Raw genomic sequence first — 20264 nt, forward strand, 5'->3', positions numbered from 1 at the left:
CCTCGCCCTCCCAGGTCCCGTGCCAAAGCTCGCCATCAACCCACGTCACGCCAGTAACAAAGCGGTTGGATTCGATGGTGCGCAAAATTGCCCCGGTTTCGGGATCGATCTGATGGATCGTGCGGCCCCGATGCTGTCCTACCCAAAGCGTCCCTTCAGCCCAGGCAAGGCCGGAATCGCCGCCTTGGCCCGGTGCCGGTATCGTCGAGATCACCTCGCCCGTCTTCGGATCAACCTTCTGGATGCGATCTTCGGCAATCTGGAAAAGATACCTGCCGTCGAAAGCGGTTCCGGCGTGGGCGGCGACATCAATCGAGCGCACGATCTTTCCATCTGCCGGATCAATGGCGTTGAGTCTGTCTCCCGACGCAAACCAGACGTGTTCACCGTCATAGGTGACGCCATGCACGCGGTCGACGCCGGCAAAGGGTCCATATAAACGAAGAATGTCAGCCTGGGAATGTTTCATGCGCCTATCCTAATTGCTCATCAGTGGTCCGGGGAGTAACAAAGTTGACGGAAACCCCGGAATGGAGGGAACCGTCCAGCGGCGTGCCGGCCCGCGCCCAAAGGCCTGCACCTTGCCGTCCGCCGCCAATGCATCAAGGGCACGTTGCACGGTGCGAGGGCTTGTGCCGAGCGCGATCGAAAGGGCCGAGCTTGACCAGGCTTCGCCGTCGGCAAGCAAGGCGAGCAGCGATCCATGTTGCGCCTCGACAGGGGGTGTAAGGATGACGACCGTGCCCGCACGGCGCGGCAGGAGCACGAAGCCTGCATGGGTGGCCTTCACATCGGCCAATGGGCCAAGCGCCGTGCGAAGCCGTCCGATCTCGACGCGCAGGCGGACCCGGTGCGATTCATCGGCATCCTTGCCACCAAATGCGCAGGCGACAAGAGTACGCCGCGAGACATCGCCCGGCCAGTTCGCACCGAGGGCGCGGGCGAGCGCGAACAGGACCGGCCGTGTGGTGAGCGAGACGATCCCATTTGCATCGCGTACCGCATAGCGGCAGGCATCGACCACGAGCACCCCCGAGGCGAACAGCGCCTCAACGTCATTTAAAAGTAGTAAACGTTCCTCGCCCCGCGCAACCAGGCGTGCCGCGGGCATCTTCAGCGCCTGCGACGCGCGCTCGACTTCGGCGGAAAGTGCCGGAATACCTGCTTGCCGCGCCGCACCTTCCGCCCGGCAGAGGGCAGCGCCCGCCAGCCCCGTCTTAAGGCGCCGAACGGCGATCCCGGCAATGACCAGCTCGTAGGCGGCTTTCAAGGGTGGTGGAAGCCGTGTCGCATCCGGTTCGCCAAGCAGACGCTCGGCCTCATCGAGATGACCGATCAAAAGCAGGCGCCGGACTTCGACGTGGCGCGCATGCGCGGCATTCAACCGGTCGCCATGAGCCTCAAGAACCACCCGTGCGCCGGCGAGTGTCCTGACAGGCCAGGCAAGGTCCCGCGAGACGAGCGCAATCTCGGCTTCGGCAACGATGCAACGCGCCCTTGCCACGGCCTCCCTTGGACCGAAGGCGCGCGCCGCCATCTTAAGGAGCGCTCTTGCGCGCGCAAGATCACCGAGCTGCGCCATGGCGATACCGCGCAGCGCAAGCGCGGGCCCGTCGTCACGCAGCGCAACCCTTTTAAGTGCGCCGAGGAAATCTCCGGTAGCAAGCATCCGTGCAGCGGCGGTGATCATCGAGTCCATGGAAATCCCGTCAAACTTGTCACTCCCGCCATCCGCGACGCATCCTTAGTCTATGCACCACCACGCAAAGTACGCACCGGGAATGGTACGACAAGAAAAGGCACAAGGAGAAGTACAATGACCATGCACAGGGTAGGTACGCGCGAGCAATGGCTTGCTGCGCGGCTTGAGCTGCTTTTAAAGGAGAAAGAACTGACACGGCGTAGCGACGCGATCGCACAGCAGCGTCAGGCGCTGCCCTGGGTGCGGATCGACAAAGAATACCGCTTCGAGACCGACAATGGCAGTGCCTTGCTCATCGACCTTTTCAAGGGCCGCTCGCAGCTTCTCGTCTACCACTTCATGTTCGGGCCCGAGTACAGGGCTGGCTGCCCTTCCTGCTCGGCGATTGCCGATGGCTTCAATGGCACGGTGGTTCATCTTGAGAACCATGATGTCGCCTTTACGGCGGTATCACGTGCCCCGCTCGTCAAGTTGCAGGCGTTCAAGCAGCGCATGGGCTGGAGCTTCGACTGGGCCTCCTCTTCGGCTGGCGATTTCAACGGGGACTTCAGTGTCTGGTTTACCGAGGACCAGCAGCGTGAGGGGGATATTGTCTATAATTATCGCCGCGAACCGCCGGCAGCGGCCATCACGGCCGAGACGGTTCCAGAGGGGCAACTGCGCGAAAGCCAAGCGCCCGTTGCCCTGATGGCCCTCATGACCGGAACCGACGTCGCGACCTATACGCGCGACCGGCCCGGTCTCAGCGCCTTCGTGCTCGAAGATGGTTGTGTCTATCACACCTATTCAAGCTATTCGCGGGGCGTTGACAGTATCTGGGCGATGTATCAGTGGCTCGACAGGGCGCCCAGGGGCCGCAACGAGCATGGCATATGGTGGCGTCTTAACGACGAATATGGTCAGCGGTGACAATCATGCTGTCGTCCGATCCGATGAAGAAAAGCGGACCGCTGGAAAAAACCTGCGGCCATGCGGCGGACATTGCCGGTTGGCTTGGCCTCGCTGCTACGCCAACTTTCGCCATGATGGCATTTCTGACCGCCTCCCGTGGCGGAGCCGACATGGTCTGCGCTTCTGCGCAAGGGGTATTTACGCTCGACGGCATGGTGACAATGTACCTCATCATGAGCGCCTTTCACCTGCCGCCCTGGCTGCGGCTCATTTCCAGACATGGGATCTTTTGACTAATGACGGCGCGCCGGCCTGCAATCGTGTCCGTTGCCATTGATTTCCGGGTCCCGATGCTTCGCGTTTGCGCATGCGCCGGAGATAACGGTTGACGATGGGACAGCTCTTGCGTGAAATGCGCAGATAGCCACCATTGCGCAGCAAGATATCGGAAGACCGTTCGAGACATTCAGTTAGGAGACAGTTGTGACCCTCCTTGACAGACGTTCATTTACCGCGGGTCTGGTTGCAAGCGCAACGATGACCCTCCTGCCCCGAATAGGGTATGCGGACTCCCTGCCCCTTGCCAAAAACGCCGTCCTTGTTCATGGGGCCTATGCCGACGCCTCCTGCTGGCTGGCTGTCATTCCGTATTTGCAGGAAGCTGGCCTCAATGTGATGGCGGTCCAAAATCCATTGACGTCCTTTGCCGATGACGTCGAGGCGACCAAACGTATCCTGGCGCTGTTGGATGGGCCGACGGTGCTTGTCGGTCACTCCTATGCCGGCATGATCATTACCGAAACCGGCGTCGATCCAAAGGTCACAGCGCTGGTCTATGTCGCAGCACGTGCGCCCGATGCCGGCGAAGACTACACCGCACTTGCCGCAACCTATCCCAAGCCTCCGGCAAGCAGCGGTCTCGTTCATGCCGGGGGCTTCGCGCAGCTGAGCGAGGCGGCCTTCATAAGGGACTTCGCGGGAGATCTGCCTGCCCCAAAGGCAAAAGCCCTCTACGCCGTGCAGGGGCGTATTTCCGACACGCTTTTCAATGCGAAGACCACCGTTGCTGCCTGGCGGTCGAAACCGAGCTGGTATGCCGTTTCAAAAAACGACCGGACGATCGATCCGGATCTTGAACGTTTCATGGCAAAGCGCATGGGTGCGACCACGGTAGAGCTCGATGCGAGCCACGTATCTTTGATTTCGCAGCCCCTTGCGGTCGCGCAGCTTATCCTTGCAGCTGCAGGTCAGCCCGAGAAGTGATCAAGCTCGGTGGCGAAGCATTTGAAGCGTCGGATAGGCAAGAAGGATCACGCGGGTTAGAGGATAAGTTACGATGTAAAAGCAGGACGTCACCGCGCAGTTCGCGCACCGAGAACGTTGACTGGACGGTCGAGGGCACGCATCCGTTTGCCGGCCGTTACCTTACGCAGAATGACTTCATTGCAGGCACGTTCCTACCCGAGGCCGTACAGCTGGATCGCGCAGAATGTGCTGATTGATGGTGCGTGGGCGGCAGCCGAACTCCGATCTATGGCGACGGCGCATAGCGGCCTTCGCTTTGATAACCGCTATTGCTGGCTTTGCCGCAGGCCCTTTCGACCGCGAAACCCCATGCCTAACTTGCAGTAGTGTCGGGTTCGTCTGGATGCGAAGTTGATGCCGGTCCTTTATCCTCGTTCGCACGGTCGTCCCGCCTCGGGTTGGGGAACGGCATGCGCCATGCTGGAGCATCGTGGCGCCCGCCGAACCCTGCCGCCTGCTGGCTCAACCAAGCTGTGGCGAAGGGCGGGTATGTCTATGATGTCTACATCCGTTGCGAACTATCGGAACTAAAGAAATCGCAGCAAGTGATTACAGGCTGCACCAAGTCCCTGCGGTATTGAGCACTGGTACATCGGACTGGCCAAATAGCCAAATTGCGGTTCGAAGGCTGACCAAGCCCGATTGGGTCCTAACACATAAGATTGGCAGCCACGCAAGCGCGAATTTGTTGGAACTGCTAGAGAACTCCCGCACGGTTGGAAAGAAAGGGCCATTCGGCCTCACTGGCGCTCATTTGTGGAATTGAGCGATCTGCGCCCCACCAACCGAATGAAGAAGTTAATTCAAGAGCAAGCAGCTTAACCAAGTACGGGCCCCTCATGCAGGAACCCCCCGCTTGATTGTTCCACTGTCCCGCATCGCGTGGGGACAGTGGAGTAATCGTGCTCCGATTAAACATGGACCAACACCGCAGGCCAAACCTCGGAACTCCATCGCCAAAGAAAAATATCGTGAAGAAACTCGTCGTGCTTGGCGTCCTGTTCGCCAGCGTGTCTGCCCCAGCTATGGCCGCTCAGACCTGCTCACGCAACCTATCGCAGATTTGGTTCAACCAGTCATGCGCCGCGATCGCCAAGCAGAACTCGTTCCGCAATGATGGCGGCGCACGTTCGCAGGGTGTAGCACGCAGCGCCCCTGCTGCCGCCGCGTCTGCTCCTGCTGCATCGAATGCCACAGGCATATCAAGCGTATCAGGGCGCCGCGTCTGAAGCACGTGCTGCTGTCAGCAACACGCCGTCACGTTCGAATAACACGGCATCCAACACGCCGTCACCGAGTGCCCCAGCGTCGAGCACGCCTGCACCAAGTAGTCCGGCCAAGGGTGAAGACGCTAAGGACAACATCACGACCGGTGGCATCGGCCAGTCCACTGTAAGCGAAAAGGAGCCGAACAAAGACGTTCCAGACAACAAGGGCGAGCCCGAAGCCGAGACTGGCGACCAGACCCCAGACGCAACTCCTCCGGCCCATGGCTGCAACGGCGGCGGAAACTGTGGCGTCGGCGTTGGCAACGGTGGCGGCAATGGTACCGGCAACGAAGGCAACGGCGGCGGTAACAACAGCGGTGGCGGTGGTCACGGCAACCAGTAATTGAAATTGGCCCCTCCTGCGAGGGGCCATCCGACCGATGGTGCGCGCCAGACCCCAAACCGGTCATTCAATTCCGTGCGCAGCTGTTCTCGCGCGCCATGGTCTCGGGGCGACCGAAACTCGCCCATCGCGCTGGGAAGCGATCATGTTGGTCCGCAAATCAGCTTCGTCAATTCATCGAAGCGAGCCCCGATACCGATCCGCAGGAATGGGTTCCAGATCAGCGCTCCATCCAGTTGCGTTATCTCAAGGAAAGCGGTCCAACGGCCTAAGATGATCTCGGCCTTGAAGGCAGGAGCACTCGCCCGCATTCAACGTAAGGCATGGCGCCGGACACACACGGTGTTGGCCTTGCCCCGAAAAGTTGGGTTTGCGTCCGGCGTTGGTTCACTTTGATCCAAATATCTTGCCATGCAAGCGGACGCTGTTGGCATGGTTAACTAAATATGCAGGCCCCATGGAAATACACGCTCACCTAGGGGAAACGCCTGATTGTGGCGAGCCGCTTATTGCTTCATACTTGCTATCCCAATCGTGTTCCATACCCGTACCGATTGGTAAAACCCCTGACCCGTCGTTGCGCGGAACACCATTCCCAGCGGCGGGTTTTTTTTACGTACTAGTACCCCAAATGACGCTGTGATTTACTGGTCATACAATGAGCGAAAATCACAAGCCCTTCCAGACGGTAACGGTCCTCACCATCCAGCCGGGCGAGATGCTTGGTATCGGATCGGCTTTTGACGCGGCGAAATTTCTGTCGCAGGAGTGGCCGGCCGAAGAGGGGTCGAAGCTATCAATGGCCAGGGCAATTGTCCGAAAGTGTCTTCAAGGCGAATGCTCGGCGGCAGTCGCCCGGGTTGCATTCGTTGAAGCAGCAAGAGAAGCAAATATCTTTGTTGAGGCACAGTCGCGGCCAGCACCAATCGGCAAGCTGCAACGCTGGCAAAAGACAGCCTCACGGCGAAGGCAGTGAGCAATCTTCAACAGTTGGTGCCAGTGCCGGGACCCAAATTGCCAACGGCGAAATCATCCAACATGGTGATCATAAAGGTACTGAAGAAAGTATCTTCTGACCCCTGACCTCATTGACGGTTTTCCCATAGCGCTTGACGGCCGTTCGTTCCTTTGCGGGACATCCCTCGTTAATTTCGGGTGATAGTCAATCTTGGGCGTCTAATGCGCTGCGTGATTTTTGAAGGGGCTCTTTTTTGAAAAAGGTCGATGACAAGCTTTAGTCTGTCATTTCCTTTCATGTACGTTTTGAGCATCTCCCGTTCGCCAAGCAGCAAGACGTACGACGTCATGCTGAGATGGAACGATTTGGGTCAAATTGGTCACGCTACTGGCTATCCGCGTAAGGGCCTGAGCGTTAAGATTATCGGGAACCAAGTTGGCAGGCAGGAATTGTCGCGCGTGCCGCCTGCGATTCTCGATCGACACACGCCCGTGTCTGGGCCGTGAGCAGCAGCGCGCCGCCAGCCCAAATCTACCCGCTCCCTTTAGCCCTTTGTTAGTCGTCAGCCCTCTGTTAGTGGCTTGGTATAGTTCAGAATTGTGAATAAGAACAATTGCTTAGGTGACAATGGCAATTAATCCTTGATTTATCGTTCCGGCTGTCGCCGTATCAATAGCAACACGATACAATTTCTTGTTGTGTTCGAGCAACAACAGGAAGCGACCAAAGACCTTTTCTTAGGGGGCGCATGCGCAAGACACTAGAACTTGATTTCAGGACCATTCAGGCCGAATTGCGCAACAGACCCGTCATCCGCAGCAGCGAAGCGTGGGGTCCCACCGAAGATATCTTCAAGACGAAACACCACCAATACCGGCGAATTAACGATTCAACCTTGCTGCACATCCTCGATTTCGAGGCCGTGCAGCCCTACGCCATCGATACATCGCGAAAGAACTTTGTCTGCATCCAGATTATTCTTACCGGCGCTTATAGTCGGCTTGCCGGCGATTATGTCGATACTGTCGATTCCGCCTCGATCCAGATTACCAACTTCCCGAGATCAATTACTGAAGCGCGGGCTGGCGAACGGTTGCGGGGTATACTGATCGTCGTCGAGCGGCCCTACCTTGTCGAACATTTCGGCCTCAACCTTGACCGCATTCCTGCTGCCTATCGTCCCATTTTTGCGTCCGACCTTGGCATGGTTCAGGCGATGAAGGTCCCGGCAGTGAGTTCGGTTCGCATTTCGAGCGAACAGATCCTTTCCTGCAAATATCAGGAGCCATTGCGCAGCATCTATTTCACCAACAAGGCCACCGAAATAATCTGCGACATTGTTTATCAGCTCAACAGTATGCTTCCCTCACGGACACGGGTCGCCCAGGCACCGAGTGTATTTCATGCCATTGAAGCCGCGGCAGCAATCTACGGGCGCGAACTGCACCGGCCCCCAACGCTCGAACAGCTTGCGGTCCGCGTCGGGGTGAACCGCAATGTGCTCGTCAGCGGTTTTGTCGACAATTTCGGGGTGACGCCCCATGCCTTCTGCCTCAACCTTCGCATGGAGGAAGCACAGAATTTCCTGCGCAACAGCAGTATGTCGATCAGCGAGGTTGCAAGGCGGGTCGGCTATGGCGGCTATGCCAGCTTCTCGCGCGCCTTCAGCGAGCATTTTGGTCATGCCCCTTCGCTCGTCAAGAACGACCGAAATGTGGCAATCGCTTCCTCGGGCCCGATAGCGTTTGCGGCCGATGCCCAGCATGGCGACTGAGGCCGACACGGCCCTTTCGGCGTTGCCAGCTGCAGGCATCGAGCGCGCCCGTATGCGCGCCCTCGTTGCGACGTTCTTCGGCAACACGCTGGAGTGGTTTGACTTTATAACCTACGGTATCCTGGCAAGTTATATCGCCCGTGCATTCTTTCGCAGCGGTGACGCGCACACGGCCTTGCTGGAAACCTTCGCGGTCTTCGGGGTCGGATTCTTGTTGCGGCCGCTTGGCGCCGTCGCGATCGGTTGGGTCGGCGACACCCATGGCCGAAAACCGGCATTCCTCCTTTCAATCGTTACGATGACGGTCGGCACGTTGATGATCGCCCTGCTGCCGCCTTACGCAATGATCGGCATGGTCGCACCGATCCTTTTGCTGCTCGCGCGCCTCCTGCAGGGATTTTCCGCTGGCGGGGAACTCGGTGTGGCTATTTCCTTCCTTTCAGAGTGGTCCCCACCTGGACGGCGTGGCTATTTCAGCAGTTTTCTTTCAATGACCGTGGCGCTCGGCAGCCTTCTTGCCAGCGCAATTGCCGCTATTCTCATCTCATTGCTGTCGCCCGACGACATGGCCGCATGGGGATGGCGGATACCGTTCCTGATCGGTGGATTGCTCGGCGTGATTGGCCGTTTTATACGCGCGAGCGTCGATGAGACCCCGGCCTACCGCACGCTGCGGCGCACGGTTTCCAGGACCCGCAGCAGCCCGCCCATTGCGCGTTCGGATTTACGGCGGGGTCTCGTCGCATTTGGCCTCACCATCCATTGGACGGTCTGCTTTTACATGTTCCTTGTCTATCTTCCGATCTATGCGCGGGTGCACGCGGGTCTTGCCCCGGCTCTGGCGGCCTGGTCCAACACCATATGCCTTTTGACGATCGCAACGCTCGTTCCCATCGTCGGCCTGTTGTCGGATCGATTTGGACGCCGGCCGTTTCTGATTGCGTCATGCGCGATGATTGCATTGATGACATTGCCCGCGCTGTGGCTGATCCTTGCCACGAGAAGCTTTGCGATCATGGTCGGCGTCCAGCTTGTCTTTGGCCTCGCCATCGCCCTCTACTCGGGCCCCGCCCCGGCATTCATGGCCGAGCTCTTTCCCACGCAAAACCGCGCACGGCTGTCGGCAACATCCTACGCATTTGCCGCCGCGCTTTTTGGCGGCTTTGCCCCCTTCATCGGCGACTGGTTGATCAGCGTTACAGGAAGTCCTTATGCGCCGACGCTCTACGTCGTTAGCGCGGCGCTTATCAGCCTCTTCGTCGTCCTTAAGAGTGCGGAAAGCGCCACAATGTCAATCAAGTAACGCGCATCCCGACGTTGCAATTTGGCACGGCGCTGTATCGAATTCTCCGGCCCGCCTTTACCGCCCATGCTCTGAGGGCGAAAAGTTCTTGTCGTTGATAGGGAAAGAATTGCTCGAAACGCTGCGTTGCCAGGGGGACATGACGCAATGGGATACGAGAATGCAACCAATCCCCATGCCCTGCCGGAGACCGCCTCCGCCAGCCTTATTGCCGGCCTCACGCAAAGTCCGCTTGTCGGCTTTTGCGGCGCACCTTTGCACACGCGCATTCCCGCATTCGAATTTGATACGCGTGAACTGCCGACGGAACGCCAGTTCGGAGCCTGGCGCCGAAGCTTCTCGCCTATCCTTGACATCGAAGCGCCTTGCAACAGCGCACAGGGCTTTAAGGGAAGGCAGATGGTCTTTGATCTCGGCTCTCTCGTCTTCGCCCGCATCAGGAGCGAACCGGTGCGTTTTGTCAGTGCCGGCGATATGTGCCAGAACCCGATCGATCATTGGGCGGTGACGCTTCCCCTTGACGGCGGCATCGGCACGCATTTCGTATCCGGCGGTTTTGACAGCGGCGCGGGCATAATTCAGGTCCATGCGCTGGCAAACGCGTTTGCGGGCCAGGTGATGGCCGGGGAAATATTGACGCTGTTCGTCCCCCGCGACTTCTGCGTTGAAGTTGCTCATGCCCTCGGCGGCGCCGAATCTTCTGCGATCGATACCGGGATGGGACGGCTTCTTGCCGACTACTTCATCGGCCTTGCCAAGCGGCTGCCTCTCATCGACGCGGCGAACCTGCCTGAACTTGTCGCCGCCACACGCGCCATGATCCTTGCCTGTGTTCTGCCCTCCCGCGATTATGTCCAAGCGGCGCAAGCGCCAATGGTCCGCGTGCTGCTTGAACGGGCGCGACGCATCATCGAGGCAAGGCTCTTTGACCCGTCCTTCAATGCCGAAGCCTTGCGGCGCGACCTTGCGATCTCGCGCACCGGTCTTTACCGGATGTTCGAACCATTTGGCGGTGTCATGCACTATGTTCAGCATCGGCGACTGCTTGATGCGCACGCGGCACTTACGGACCCGACCGAGAACCGGCGCATTATCGAGATCGCCGAAGAGCGCTGTTTCAGCGACGGCGCCGAATTCAGCCGCGCCTTCAAACGCGCGTTTGGCTATACGCCGAGCGAGGCACGCGTGCGAGACCGTGGTTTTCGAGCCGTGGCGCGGCATAAAGGCACGGATATTACCTTGAGCCCGCCGGAGCAGCGGTTGGGGCTCCTCTTGCGCAGACTTCACGGCTGATCTGCACCTGCACATCCTTGCAAAAGACAACCTCCGCGGACCTATCCATCCTTCCAACTGCCAGGATAAAGCCTGAAATCGCACAATAAAACCAGACTCGGACGGGGGCGCAGCAGCGCTCGCCGGAACCGTCGTCACCGCTGGCATTTACCCTTGGTCTTGGTGACACCCACTTGATTCTTACGGCCCGACAGATCTCGTCGCTGCCTGGCAACGTCCATCTGGTGAAGAAGTGAACGACACTACTTTGTCGCGAAAGCTTTCGCGCTTTGAGCAATTCGGTGCCCCTCAATTGCGATCTCCCGCAGCTGCCCCGTCGGCAACGTGGCCTGGCCGCAGAAGTAAAGCCCGGGCGCCCGCGTTGCCCGCCCCGTCGCGAGCGGCATCCCATGTTGATCGAATGCGCCGTCTTACGTCGACGATCAATCGCCGCAAGTCGGGCCGGAAGCCGGTCGCAAGGATTACAGCGTCGAATTTTTCACTGAGCTCATCTGTGAAGATGACGCCTTGGGCGGTGAAACGATCAATGCCGCTACGCACCGCGATCGAACCATCCCTGATTCTGGCGAGTGTGCCGATATCGATCAGCAGAATGTGCCCATCGCCCTCGACCATCTGAGGCGGCCCCTTCGCGGCACGGCGCAGTCCGCGTTTTTCGGTATTTGCCAACGGCCAGACGCAGGATCGGCGCGTTGATGAAATCGACCAGGCGCACCGCAAGCGTTACATCAACGCCGGCAGGGCGAGGTCTAGCGCAATCTCGCCGCCCGAATTGCCGAAGCCGATCACAAGCACACGCTCATCCGTGGTAGCCGCCAGTTTTTCCTTGCAAATGTGGAATCACGCTCCATAAATACAAGGATGATTACGCGTAGAATTGAACGTGAACTGAAGGACCTGATCGACTCTCGACCTGCCGTAGCTCTCATCGGCCCGCGACAGGTGGGCAAGACAACGCTGGCGCTCGACATCAGCCAGACCCGACCGTCGATCTATCTGGATCTGGAGTCCGATACTGATCGAGCCAAGCTTAGCGAGCCAGAACTCTATTTAAGTCAGCACAGGGATAAGTTGGTCATCCTCGATGAAGTACACCGTCTGCCGAACCTATTCCAGAACCTCCGAGGTCTTATAGATCGTGGCAGGCGATCCGGCCGAAGAGCCGGTCAGTTCCTGCTGCTTGGATCAGCGTCCATCGAGCTGTTGAAACAGTCAGGGGAGACACTGGCGGGCCGAATAGCCTATCTCGAGATGCATCCGATCGATGGCCTCGAGGTCGCAGAAGCGGAACGCAATACACTATGGCTTCGCGGCGGGTTCCCCGATAGCTTCCTGGCCCCCAGCGATAGGGCAAGCCAACGCTGGCGACAGGATTTCATTCGCGCGTACTTGGAACGAGACATCCCCCAGCTCGGGCCAAGAATTCCAGCCGAAACGCTCAGGCGTTTTTGGACTATGCTCGCGCACCACCAATCCAGTCTTCTGAATGCGGCCGATTTTGCCCGCGCACTTGGCGTTGATGGCAAAACCGTCGCCTCTTATCTCGACCTGCTGGTTGATCTCTTGCTCGTGCGTCGGCTTGAACCTTGGCATGCCAGCCTCGGCAAACGCCTGGTGAAGTCGCCCCGCATCTATGTTCGCGACAGCGGGATCACCCACACGCTGCTGGGACTTTCTACCGAGGAACAGTTGCTTAGTCATCCGGTGGTTGGCGCAAGTTGGGAAGGATTTGTCATTGAAACGCTGATTGCAGCCGCTCCAGACGGTATGCAGGCGAATTTCTATAGAACCGCGGCCGGCGCAGAAATTGACCTGCTCCTGACGCGTCCAGGTGGCCGTCCATGGGCCATTGAAGTCAAGCGGAGTCTGACACCCAAAGTCGAAAAAGGATTCTACCTTGCTTGCGAAGACCTTAGGCCTGAAAGGCGTATTGTTGTCTACCCCGGGCAGGAAACCTATCCGCTCAAGGATGACATTGTTGCGATGTCTCTTGCGACAGCGGGAACGCTTTTGCGCGACGGCGACTGAAAAGTTGCTCCCTTCAACCTTCGTTGCCTGCAAGGCGTACGTCGCTGCTGTCCGCCAAGGGTGCATTCCAAGCTCTTGCCGGGCCGCCGCTGCGAGAACGCGCAAAGGTAGCTATCGCGTAACCAGCAAATACCAAGAGGGAATGACTAAAACGGGGCCAATGCGTACACTGCCTACTTTCGCGTAATGGCACACTTTTTGGCAACGGACCGCACACATTGCCGACCTCTACATTGGCACGATAAAATCCACCCGTCTGCTTCGTCGCGCAGTAAACCGTCAGGCCCGCGAATACCTTGCGCCCCCCGATCGACGAGGTGTTGACGATGTGGCCGGAGCCCTGCTTCGTCATGTACGGCAGCACAGCAGCGGTCGTCTTGAGGACGCCCTTGATGTTGACGTCGACCATCCGGTTCCACTCTGCGGTCTTGAGCGTGGCGAAATCTGAAAGAGGCATCAAAACCCGCATTGCTTGGCCGCCTCGGCCTCGATATCCGATCTTTTGGAGCGCAACAACAACTGTGAACCCGGTTCAGTAAAAGCCTGGAATCAATCGCGCCGTACGGGCGCGATAGTCCTGGTACGCCTCGCCGAACTGGGCGTGCAACAGGGCCTCTTCGGAGCCAATGCGTGCAATGATCGGCGGCATGAGGAATGCCGTGAGCAACACACCAATGCTGGAGCGAAAGGCAAGACTCCATCCAAGCGCGTTCACCAACAGCCCGAGATAGCTCGGGTGGCGGATGACGCTGTAGACACCCGTTGTCACCAGCGTATGCCCAGGCTGAATGGCAACAAGCCCACTGAACCGCTCGCCAAGCACAAAGACCGGCCAAAGCCGTAGCGCCCCACCGAGCGCAAACAGGACGACACCGACCCAGCGAACGGCATTGCCGTCCATGACCCAAAGCTCCATCCGATCCGTATAGGCGGGCAGATAACCATTCAATAGTCCGATCAGTCCCAGCGGAATGAGAACCCAGCGATTGCCGCGATCTTCACGCTCCCCGGAACTGAGATTTCCGCCGGCAAACATCGAAACGCCCGCCAATGCGAACAGAACGACTGCGAGCGCAGCGAGCGCCGGATGAGAAAAGAACGCTTGAGGCCCACCCCATCCCAGGACGGCAAGTGCGAGATAGGCGGCCGTCGCAACCACGATGAATATTACTCTGACGACCATGAACCCGTCCTCTAGCGTAGTGCCGCAAAGGGATGCGCAGTTTATCTGCCTGGTCCTTCTTGCTCAACGGCAAGCTCGCATCAGGGTCGAACCAATTGCGGCTCCGCTCACGTATTGCCGCGGTCAAAGCCGGCGGCGGACCCCGTTTCGGCTAGGGCAGGCCCCATGCTAGAACTTTTGGCAATAGCCCATTACTTATTGGGCGTCGACAACGGATTCGACTGCCGAAGCTTTTAATGCGATGATCTGAAAGCTCATTTTACAGAGAGTTTTTGTTGGACCAAGGCTCGCCCGGCCACCATTTCTGTTCTTCATTTTCAACATCGACAAGCGGAAGTAGAAACAGACGGAGAGCGAGAATAACTTCAGCGAACATCTCCGGTGCTGCGGCCACGCGCTCGCGGCCGAGAAATGTTTGCCATTGAGCGCGCCAAGCCTCCGTGAATTCATGACTCAGCCCAATCGGAATATCTGTGGGAAGTGCCGTCCTCCTCGGTTCGTGCCGGCGTCCACCAGGTCTTCAAGCGACCGTTCCTTTAAGCTGTTGCTTGCCATTTCAACCTTGGCCTATTAACTCGAGACATGGCATTCACACTGCGACAATTGCAATATTTCGTGGCGGTCGCCGAGCAGGGCTCCGTCACGCGCGCGGCGCAAAACCTTTCAATCTCGCAGTCATCCATCACCGAAGCGGTGAAGGAGCTTGAAAGCGATCTTGGCGTTGAACTTTTCGAGCGGCATCCGCGGGGTCTGGACATCACCTATAACGGCCACCAGTTCCTGCGTCATGCCACGAAAATCCTAGCCGATGTCTCCGATGCCCGCCGGTCGTTTTCGAACGATGCACCGACGATGGCCGGCAAGCTTCACCTTGGCGTAACGTCGCTGGTCGCAGGGTACGTGCTGTCGGACCTGCTTGCCAGGTTCCGCCGCGCCAGTCCCGGCGTCGAGGTGAGCGCCATCGAGGACAATGGTTCCTATCTCGAACATCTCCTGGTCGGCGGCGAACTCGACGTTGCCGTCATGGTGATTTCCAATCTGCGCGACCGCATGGCGCTGCAGGCCGAGATTATCGAGACCTCGCCGTACCGGCTTTGGCTGCCACTCGGCCATCCGCTGGTCAGCGCTGACATCATCTCGATCAACGATATTGCCAAAGAACCGCTGATCATGTTGACCGTCGATGAGATCGAGGAGAATACCGGCAAGCTTTTGACCGCGCTCGGCGCACGCCCACACGTGGCGTTTCGCACGCGGTCGGTGGAAGCCGTGCGCAGCCTGGTGGCGACCGGCGCCGGCATTGCTCTTCTGCCCGACCTCGTCTATCGCCCGTGGTCGCTGGAAGGCGACCGCATCGAGAGCCGCGACGTTTCAGGCGCCCTTCCGGTAGTGCAGGTCGGCATGGTCTGGCGCAAGGGATCAAGCCTGCCGCAGGCCGCGCGCGATTTTGTCGGCATCGCCGAAGCCCTACGCAGCGGCCGAACCCGGTGATGTAGCCCTATATCGGAAATTCCGATATCTACCTTCTCATAAATGAATTTGCGAATACGGTGAAACGGGGGCACTGTCTAATCAGGGAACATGGCCGGCAAAACAGCGGCCGAATCGGGGAGATTCAAACATGAAGCATCTACTCAAATCCTGTACTGCACTGACCCTTTCACTCGTGTTTGCGACACAGGTCATGGCGCAGGAAGCGCTCAAGGAACTTGGCAAGGGAGAAGGCGAAGTCTCCATCGTCGCTTGGCCGGGCTACATCGAGCGCGGCGACACCGACAAGAACTACGACTGGGTGACGGGGTTCGAAAAGGACACCGGGTGCAAGGTCACGGTCAAGACCGCTGCTACATCCGACGAAATGGTCGCGTTGATGAATGAAGGCGGCTTTGACCTCGTGACGGCATCGGGCGATTCGACCCGGCGACTGATCGCCGGCAAGCGTGTCCAGCCGATCAACACCGATCTCATTCCCAGCTGGAAGACGATCGATGAGCGCATGCAGAACGCGCCCTGGCACACGGTCGATGGTGTCCACTACGGCGTCCCCTATGTCTGGGGTCCGAATATCCTTATGTACAATACCGATATCTTCAAGGATAAGGCGCCGACGAGCTGGAACGTCGTGTTCGAGGAAATGAACCTGCCGGACGGCAAGTCGAACAAGGGCCGCATCCAGGCCTATGACGGCCCGATCCACATTGCCGATGCCGCCAACTACCTGATGTTTCACAAGCCCGAGCTCGGTATCAAGGACCCTTACGAATTGAACGAGGACCAGTACAAGGCGGCGCTCGACATCTTGCGCGTTCAGCGGACCCTCGCCGGTCGCTATTGGCATGATGCGATGGTTCAGGTCGACGATTTCAAGAATGAAGGTGTTGTCGCGTCCGGTTCCTGGCCTTTCCAGGTCAACCTGCTCAAGGGCGAGAAGCAGCCGGTCGCTTCGGTCTTCCCCGAGGAAGGAACTACGGGATGGGCCGATACCACCATGTTGCATGCCGACAGCAAGCATCCGAACTGCGCCTATATGTGGATCGAACACTCGCTTTCGCCCAAGGTGCAAGGTGACGTCTCCGCCTGGTTCGGCGCCAATCCTTCGGTCGGTGCGGCGTGCAAGGGCAATGAGCTTCTGACTGACGAGGGTTGTGCCAATAATGGTTACAACGACTTCGCCAAGATCAAGTTCTGGAAGACGCCGGTTGCCAAGTGCGAAACGCAGGGACAGTGCGTTCCCTATAATCGCTGGGTCTCGGACTATATCGCCGTCATCGGCGGGCGTTGAGTTTCGCCACTCAAAAAGTTTGGTGCGCAGTTCCGATATGGAACCCGTGCGACCGTCAGGACCATCTTGTGCCGGTCGCCGGCAGCGCCGCATGCGATTGAGCAATTTCAGGCGGACCGCACCCAACGGTTTGGAGGAAGGCCATGTCAACTGCTGTTCTATTCCAGAACGTCTCTCGCCATTTCGGTGCGGTTCGTGCGGTGGACGCCGTCGATCTTGCAGTCGCCGAGGGCGAGTTCTTTGCCATGCTCGGGCCCTCGGGATCAGGCAAAACCACGTGTCTGCGGCTGATGGCCGGCTTCGAGCAACCGACGAGCGGGCATATCGAGATTTTCGGGGAAACCGCGGAAGGCGTTCCACCCTATAGGCGGTCCGTCAACACAGTTTTTCAGGACTACGCGCTGTTTCCGCACCTTAATATCCTCGACAATGTCGCCTATGGGCTGATGGTGAAGGGTGTTTCAAAGGACGAACGGCGCAAGGCAGCCGAAGAGGCTCTGGCAATGGTCAAGCTCCCCGGCTATGGCGCCCGCCGCCCTGGGCAGCTATCGGGCGGCCAGCGCCAGCGCGTGGCGCTCGCGCGCGCTCTGGTCAACAAGCCGAAGGTTCTACTCCTCGATGAACCTCTCGGCGCCCTTGATCTTAAGCTTCGCGAGCAGATGCAGGAGGAACTGAAGTCCCTGCAGAAATCCCTTGGCATCACCTTTGTTTTCGTTACCCACGACCAGGGGGAGGCATTGTCGATGGCCGACCGCATTGCGGTTTTCAATGATGGCCGAATCCAGCAACTGGGCACGCCGGAAGAGGTCTACAAACAGCCAAAGACACGTTTTGTCGCCGATTTTGTCGGTTCCTCCAACGTGCTCCCACCGGAATTTGTCAGCCAACTCGGCGCCGCGAGCCGATATGCCAGCTTGCGGCCGGAGGCAATTACGCTTGGTCGCGGCGGTGATGGCAAGCTGGTGCTCGACGGTACGGTCGTGTCGCGTAGTTTCCTTGGCGCAGCCAACCGGGTCCTTGTCAATGTCAATGGCACGCGCATCAACGTGATGAGCCCTGCGGCAACGGCCATCCCGGCTGAAGGCAATGCGGTTACGTTAAGTTTCGATCCTTCCGACCTGCATTTGATGGACCAGGTGTCATGAGCGCCATTGCGCAGCCACGATCGATCATGGCCGAACGCGGCAGCCTCGCGAGCCATATCTCCGACTTTCTGTGGAAGCACCCGCACATCCTTGTAACGATCCTGCTGGCCCCGCCACTGCTGTGGCTTGGCATTATTTATCTCGGTTCGCTGTTTGCACTCCTGTTGCAAAGCTTCTTTTCGATCGACGACTATTCCGGACTGATCAACTACGAGTTCACGCTCGCCACCTATGGCCAGCTCCTGAACGAAGCCAATTTCGACATCATCATCCGCACGGTGCTGATGGCGGCAATCGTGACGCTGGCCTCGGCCGTCATCGCCTTTCCCATCGCCTATTACGCCGCACGCTACGCACGCGGTAAATGGAAGGCCTTCTTCTATCTGGGCGTGATGCTGCCGCTGTGGTCAAGCTATCTTGTGAAGATCTATGCCTGGAAATTGATCCTTGCCAAGGAAGGCATTCTTACCTGGTTCCTGACCCAGCTCAATCTGCTCTGGTTGCTCGATGCCTGGCTGTCGCTGCCGGTCATTGGCGGCAATTCGCTGTCGGTCAGCTATTCGGGCACTTTCATCGTTTTTGTCTACGTCTGGATGCCGTTCATGATCCTGCCGATCCAGGCGGCGCTCGAAAGGGTCCCTGCCAATCTCATCGAGGCGTCGTCCGATCTTGGCGCAACGCCGCAACAGACCTTCCGCCATGTCCTGTTTCCGCTTGCCCTGCCGGGCATTGTCGCCGGCTCGATCTTTACCTTCTCGCTGACGCTCGGGGATTACATCATCCCGCAGATCGTCGGCTCGTCGCGTCTGTTCATAGGCCAGGCCGTCTATGCGCAACAGGGCACGGCCGGCAACATACCGCTTGCCGCGGCGTTTACGGTGGTTCCCATCGTCATCATGGGCTTTTACCTGTGGATGGCACGACGCATGGGGGCTTTCGATGCACTCTGACCGGCCGGCTCCCCTTGGACTGAAGATTGCGGCCGCCTGCGGATTGCTGTTTTTGCATTTGCCGCTACTGCTGATCTTCCTTTACGCCTTTACGAGCGAAGAAAAGAGCTACCAGTTTCCACCACCCGGCCTCACGTTGAAATGGTTTGCCGTGACCTGGGAACGGCCTGACGTCTGGCAGGCACTTTTCCTGTCGGTGCGTGTGGCGACAATCTCGACCATGGTTGCGCTCATTCTTGGAACGCTCTGCGCCGCAGCGGTCAGTCAGACACGTTTCTTCGGTCGCGAGACGATCTCGCTGCTGGTCATTCTGCCGATCGCCCTGCCCGGCATCATTACCGGCATTGCGCTGCGTTCGGCATTCAGTCTTGCCGATATTCCCTTCTCGTTCTGGACCATTGTCCTTGGTCACGCGACCTTTTGCATTGTCGTCGTCTACAACAATGCAGTGGCGCGCTTTCGCCGCGTTTCCGGCTCGCTGGTGGAGGCGTCGATGGATCTTGGAGCCAATGGTTTCAAAACTTTCCGCTATGTCATCCTGCCGAATATCGGAACAGCCTTGCTGGCCGGAGGCATGCTCGCCTTCGCACTGTCCTTCGACGAAGTGATCGTGACGACTTTTACTGGCGGCCAGCAATCAACGCTGCCGATCTGGATGCTGCAGGAACTCATTCGGCCGCGCCAAAGGCCTGTCACCAACGTCGTCGCCATGCTGGTGGTCATCGTGACGTTGCTGCCAATCCTGGCCGCCTATTACCTCACCCGCGACGGCGATCAGATCGCCGGTTCGGGCAAATGATCAAGACTATGGGAGAACATGTCATGGACACGCAATTGCTCATCGGCGCAAAATTCGAATCTGGAACGGAAACGGAGGAGCACATTCTCAATCCGAAAACGGGCGCCAGCATCATTGATCTTGCCGAAGCCTCCCACAGGCAGATCGACGCCGCGGTGGATGCAGCAGAGAAAGCCTTTTTAAGCTGGTCGCGCACGACACCGGCGGAGCGCTCGGGATACCTGTTGAAAATAGCCGATGCCATCGAATTGGAGGCCGATGATTTTGCCGCGCTTGAAGCGCTCAATTGCGGCAAGCCGATCAATGCCGTGCGCAACGACGAGTTGCCGGCAATCATCGATTGCTGGCGATTCTTCGCCGGGGCGGTGCGAACACTGACATCGCCGGTCGCCGGCGAATATCTGCCGGGCCATACATCGATGATCCGCCGCGACGCCATCGGGATCGTCGGCTCGATTGCCCCGTGGAACTATCCGTTGATGATGATGGCCTGGAAACTCGCCCCAGCCCTCGCCGGAGGCAATACGGTGGTATTCAAGC

At 58.5% G+C, this 20264-nt stretch carries 20 protein-coding genes and 1 pseudogene; 16 read left to right on the top strand and 5 right to left on the bottom strand.

Going from position 1 to position 20264, the window contains the following annotated elements:
- Both AAAB35_RS02155 and AAAB35_RS02160 read right to left on the bottom strand, forming a co-directional pair.
- Positions 1–469 (bottom strand): glutamine cyclotransferase (locus AAAB35_RS02155; protein WP_340666598.1); only part of this gene is annotated, 469 nt, incomplete at its 3' end.
- Between the two features lie 9 nt (positions 470–478).
- The gene (locus AAAB35_RS02160) at positions 479–1699 is read right to left on the bottom strand and encodes a helix-turn-helix domain-containing protein (protein WP_340666599.1); all 1221 of its coding nucleotides are present in this window, start codon (positions 1697–1699) and stop codon (positions 479–481) included.
- A 117-nt stretch (positions 1700–1816) separates the two neighbouring features.
- Here AAAB35_RS02160 and AAAB35_RS02165 point away from each other — a divergent pair, with 117 nt between their 5' ends.
- From AAAB35_RS02165 to AAAB35_RS02205, 9 genes are all read left to right on the top strand, one after another.
- On the top strand, positions 1817–2611 hold the full coding sequence (locus tag AAAB35_RS02165) for a thioredoxin family protein (protein ID WP_340666600.1): 795 nt from the start codon (positions 1817–1819) through the stop codon (positions 2609–2611).
- Positions 2612–2616: 5 nt separating this feature from the next.
- A complete protein-coding gene (locus AAAB35_RS02170) occupies positions 2617–2886 on the top strand; it encodes a hypothetical protein (protein ID WP_340666601.1) in 270 nt (89 codons plus the stop codon).
- 244 nt (positions 2887–3130) lie between these two features.
- The gene (locus AAAB35_RS02175) at positions 3131–3856 is read left to right on the top strand and encodes an alpha/beta hydrolase (RefSeq protein WP_340666617.1); all 726 of its coding nucleotides are present in this window, start codon (positions 3131–3133) and stop codon (positions 3854–3856) included.
- A gap of 1013 nt (positions 3857–4869) precedes the next feature.
- Positions 4870–5127: a hypothetical protein gene (locus AAAB35_RS02180; protein WP_340666602.1), complete on the top strand. Its 258-nt coding sequence runs from the start codon at positions 4870–4872 to the stop codon at positions 5125–5127.
- Positions 5087–5509 carry a hypothetical protein gene (locus tag AAAB35_RS02185; RefSeq protein ID WP_340666603.1) on the top strand — a complete coding sequence of 141 codons (423 nt, stop codon included), beginning with the start codon at positions 5087–5089 and terminating at the stop codon, positions 5507–5509. Before AAAB35_RS02180 ends, AAAB35_RS02185 begins: the two co-directional genes overlap by 41 nt.
- Positions 5510–6167: 658 nt before the next feature.
- On the top strand, positions 6168–6485 hold the full coding sequence (locus tag AAAB35_RS02190; protein WP_340666604.1) for a DUF982 domain-containing protein: 318 nt from the start codon (positions 6168–6170) through the stop codon (positions 6483–6485).
- Positions 6486–7215: 730 nt separating this feature from the next.
- On the top strand, positions 7216–8241 hold the full coding sequence (locus AAAB35_RS02195; protein WP_340666605.1) for an AraC family transcriptional regulator: 1026 nt from the start codon (positions 7216–7218) through the stop codon (positions 8239–8241).
- Positions 8231–9544, top strand: a complete 1314-nt coding sequence (locus AAAB35_RS02200; protein ID WP_340666606.1) for an MFS transporter — start codon at positions 8231–8233, stop codon at positions 9542–9544. The genes AAAB35_RS02195 and AAAB35_RS02200 overlap by 11 nt, the downstream gene beginning before the upstream one ends.
- A gap of 147 nt (positions 9545–9691) precedes the next feature.
- A complete protein-coding gene (locus AAAB35_RS02205; RefSeq protein ID WP_340666607.1) occupies positions 9692–10837 on the top strand; it encodes a helix-turn-helix domain-containing protein in 1146 nt (381 codons plus the stop codon).
- Between the two features lie 288 nt (positions 10838–11125).
- On the opposite strand, the gene AAAB35_RS02210 is transcribed toward AAAB35_RS02205, so the two are convergent.
- Positions 11126–11452, bottom strand: coding sequence for a hypothetical protein (locus AAAB35_RS02210; RefSeq protein WP_340666608.1), 327 nt, complete (start codon positions 11450–11452; stop codon positions 11126–11128).
- Between the two features lie 246 nt (positions 11453–11698).
- Between AAAB35_RS02210 and AAAB35_RS02215 the strand changes: the two genes are divergently transcribed.
- Entirely contained in the window at positions 11699–12865 is a 1167-nt protein-coding gene (locus tag AAAB35_RS02215; RefSeq protein ID WP_340666609.1) for an ATP-binding protein, read from the top strand.
- 259 nt (positions 12866–13124) lie between these two features.
- Here the strand turns inward: AAAB35_RS02215 and AAAB35_RS02220 are convergent.
- Both AAAB35_RS02220 and AAAB35_RS02225 read right to left on the bottom strand, forming a co-directional pair.
- Positions 13125–13325 (bottom strand): annotated as a pseudogene (locus AAAB35_RS02220) (SDR family NAD(P)-dependent oxidoreductase); the annotation flags it as partial.
- Positions 13326–13397: 72 nt separating this feature from the next.
- Positions 13398–14048, bottom strand: a complete 651-nt coding sequence (locus AAAB35_RS02225) for an isoprenylcysteine carboxylmethyltransferase family protein (RefSeq protein WP_340666610.1) — start codon at positions 14046–14048, stop codon at positions 13398–13400.
- Between the two features lie 582 nt (positions 14049–14630).
- Here AAAB35_RS02225 and AAAB35_RS02230 point away from each other — a divergent pair.
- From AAAB35_RS02230 to AAAB35_RS02255, 6 genes are all read left to right on the top strand, one after another.
- Positions 14631–15539 (top strand): LysR family transcriptional regulator, encoded by a 909-nt coding sequence (locus AAAB35_RS02230; RefSeq protein ID WP_340666611.1) that lies wholly within the window; start codon positions 14631–14633, stop codon positions 15537–15539.
- Positions 15540–15669: 130 nt separating this feature from the next.
- Entirely contained in the window at positions 15670–16830 is a 1161-nt protein-coding gene (locus AAAB35_RS02235; protein ID WP_340666612.1) for an ABC transporter substrate-binding protein, read from the top strand.
- 143 nt (positions 16831–16973) lie between these two features.
- Positions 16974–17975, top strand: coding sequence for an ABC transporter ATP-binding protein (locus AAAB35_RS02240; protein ID WP_340666613.1), 1002 nt, complete (start codon positions 16974–16976; stop codon positions 17973–17975).
- On the top strand, positions 17972–18925 hold the full coding sequence (locus AAAB35_RS02245) for an ABC transporter permease (protein ID WP_340666614.1): 954 nt from the start codon (positions 17972–17974) through the stop codon (positions 18923–18925). Before AAAB35_RS02240 ends, AAAB35_RS02245 begins: the two co-directional genes overlap by 4 nt.
- The gene (locus tag AAAB35_RS02250; RefSeq protein WP_340666615.1) at positions 18915–19724 is read left to right on the top strand and encodes an ABC transporter permease; all 810 of its coding nucleotides are present in this window, start codon (positions 18915–18917) and stop codon (positions 19722–19724) included. The genes AAAB35_RS02245 and AAAB35_RS02250 overlap by 11 nt, the downstream gene beginning before the upstream one ends.
- A gap of 23 nt (positions 19725–19747) precedes the next feature.
- Positions 19748–20264: aldehyde dehydrogenase family protein (locus tag AAAB35_RS02255; RefSeq protein ID WP_340666616.1), on the top strand; the 517-nt coding region annotated here is incomplete at its 3' end.

The sequence above is a fragment of the Phyllobacterium sp. genome, from assembly GCF_037994425.1.
GTDB lineage: Bacteria > Pseudomonadota > Alphaproteobacteria > Rhizobiales > Rhizobiaceae > Phyllobacterium.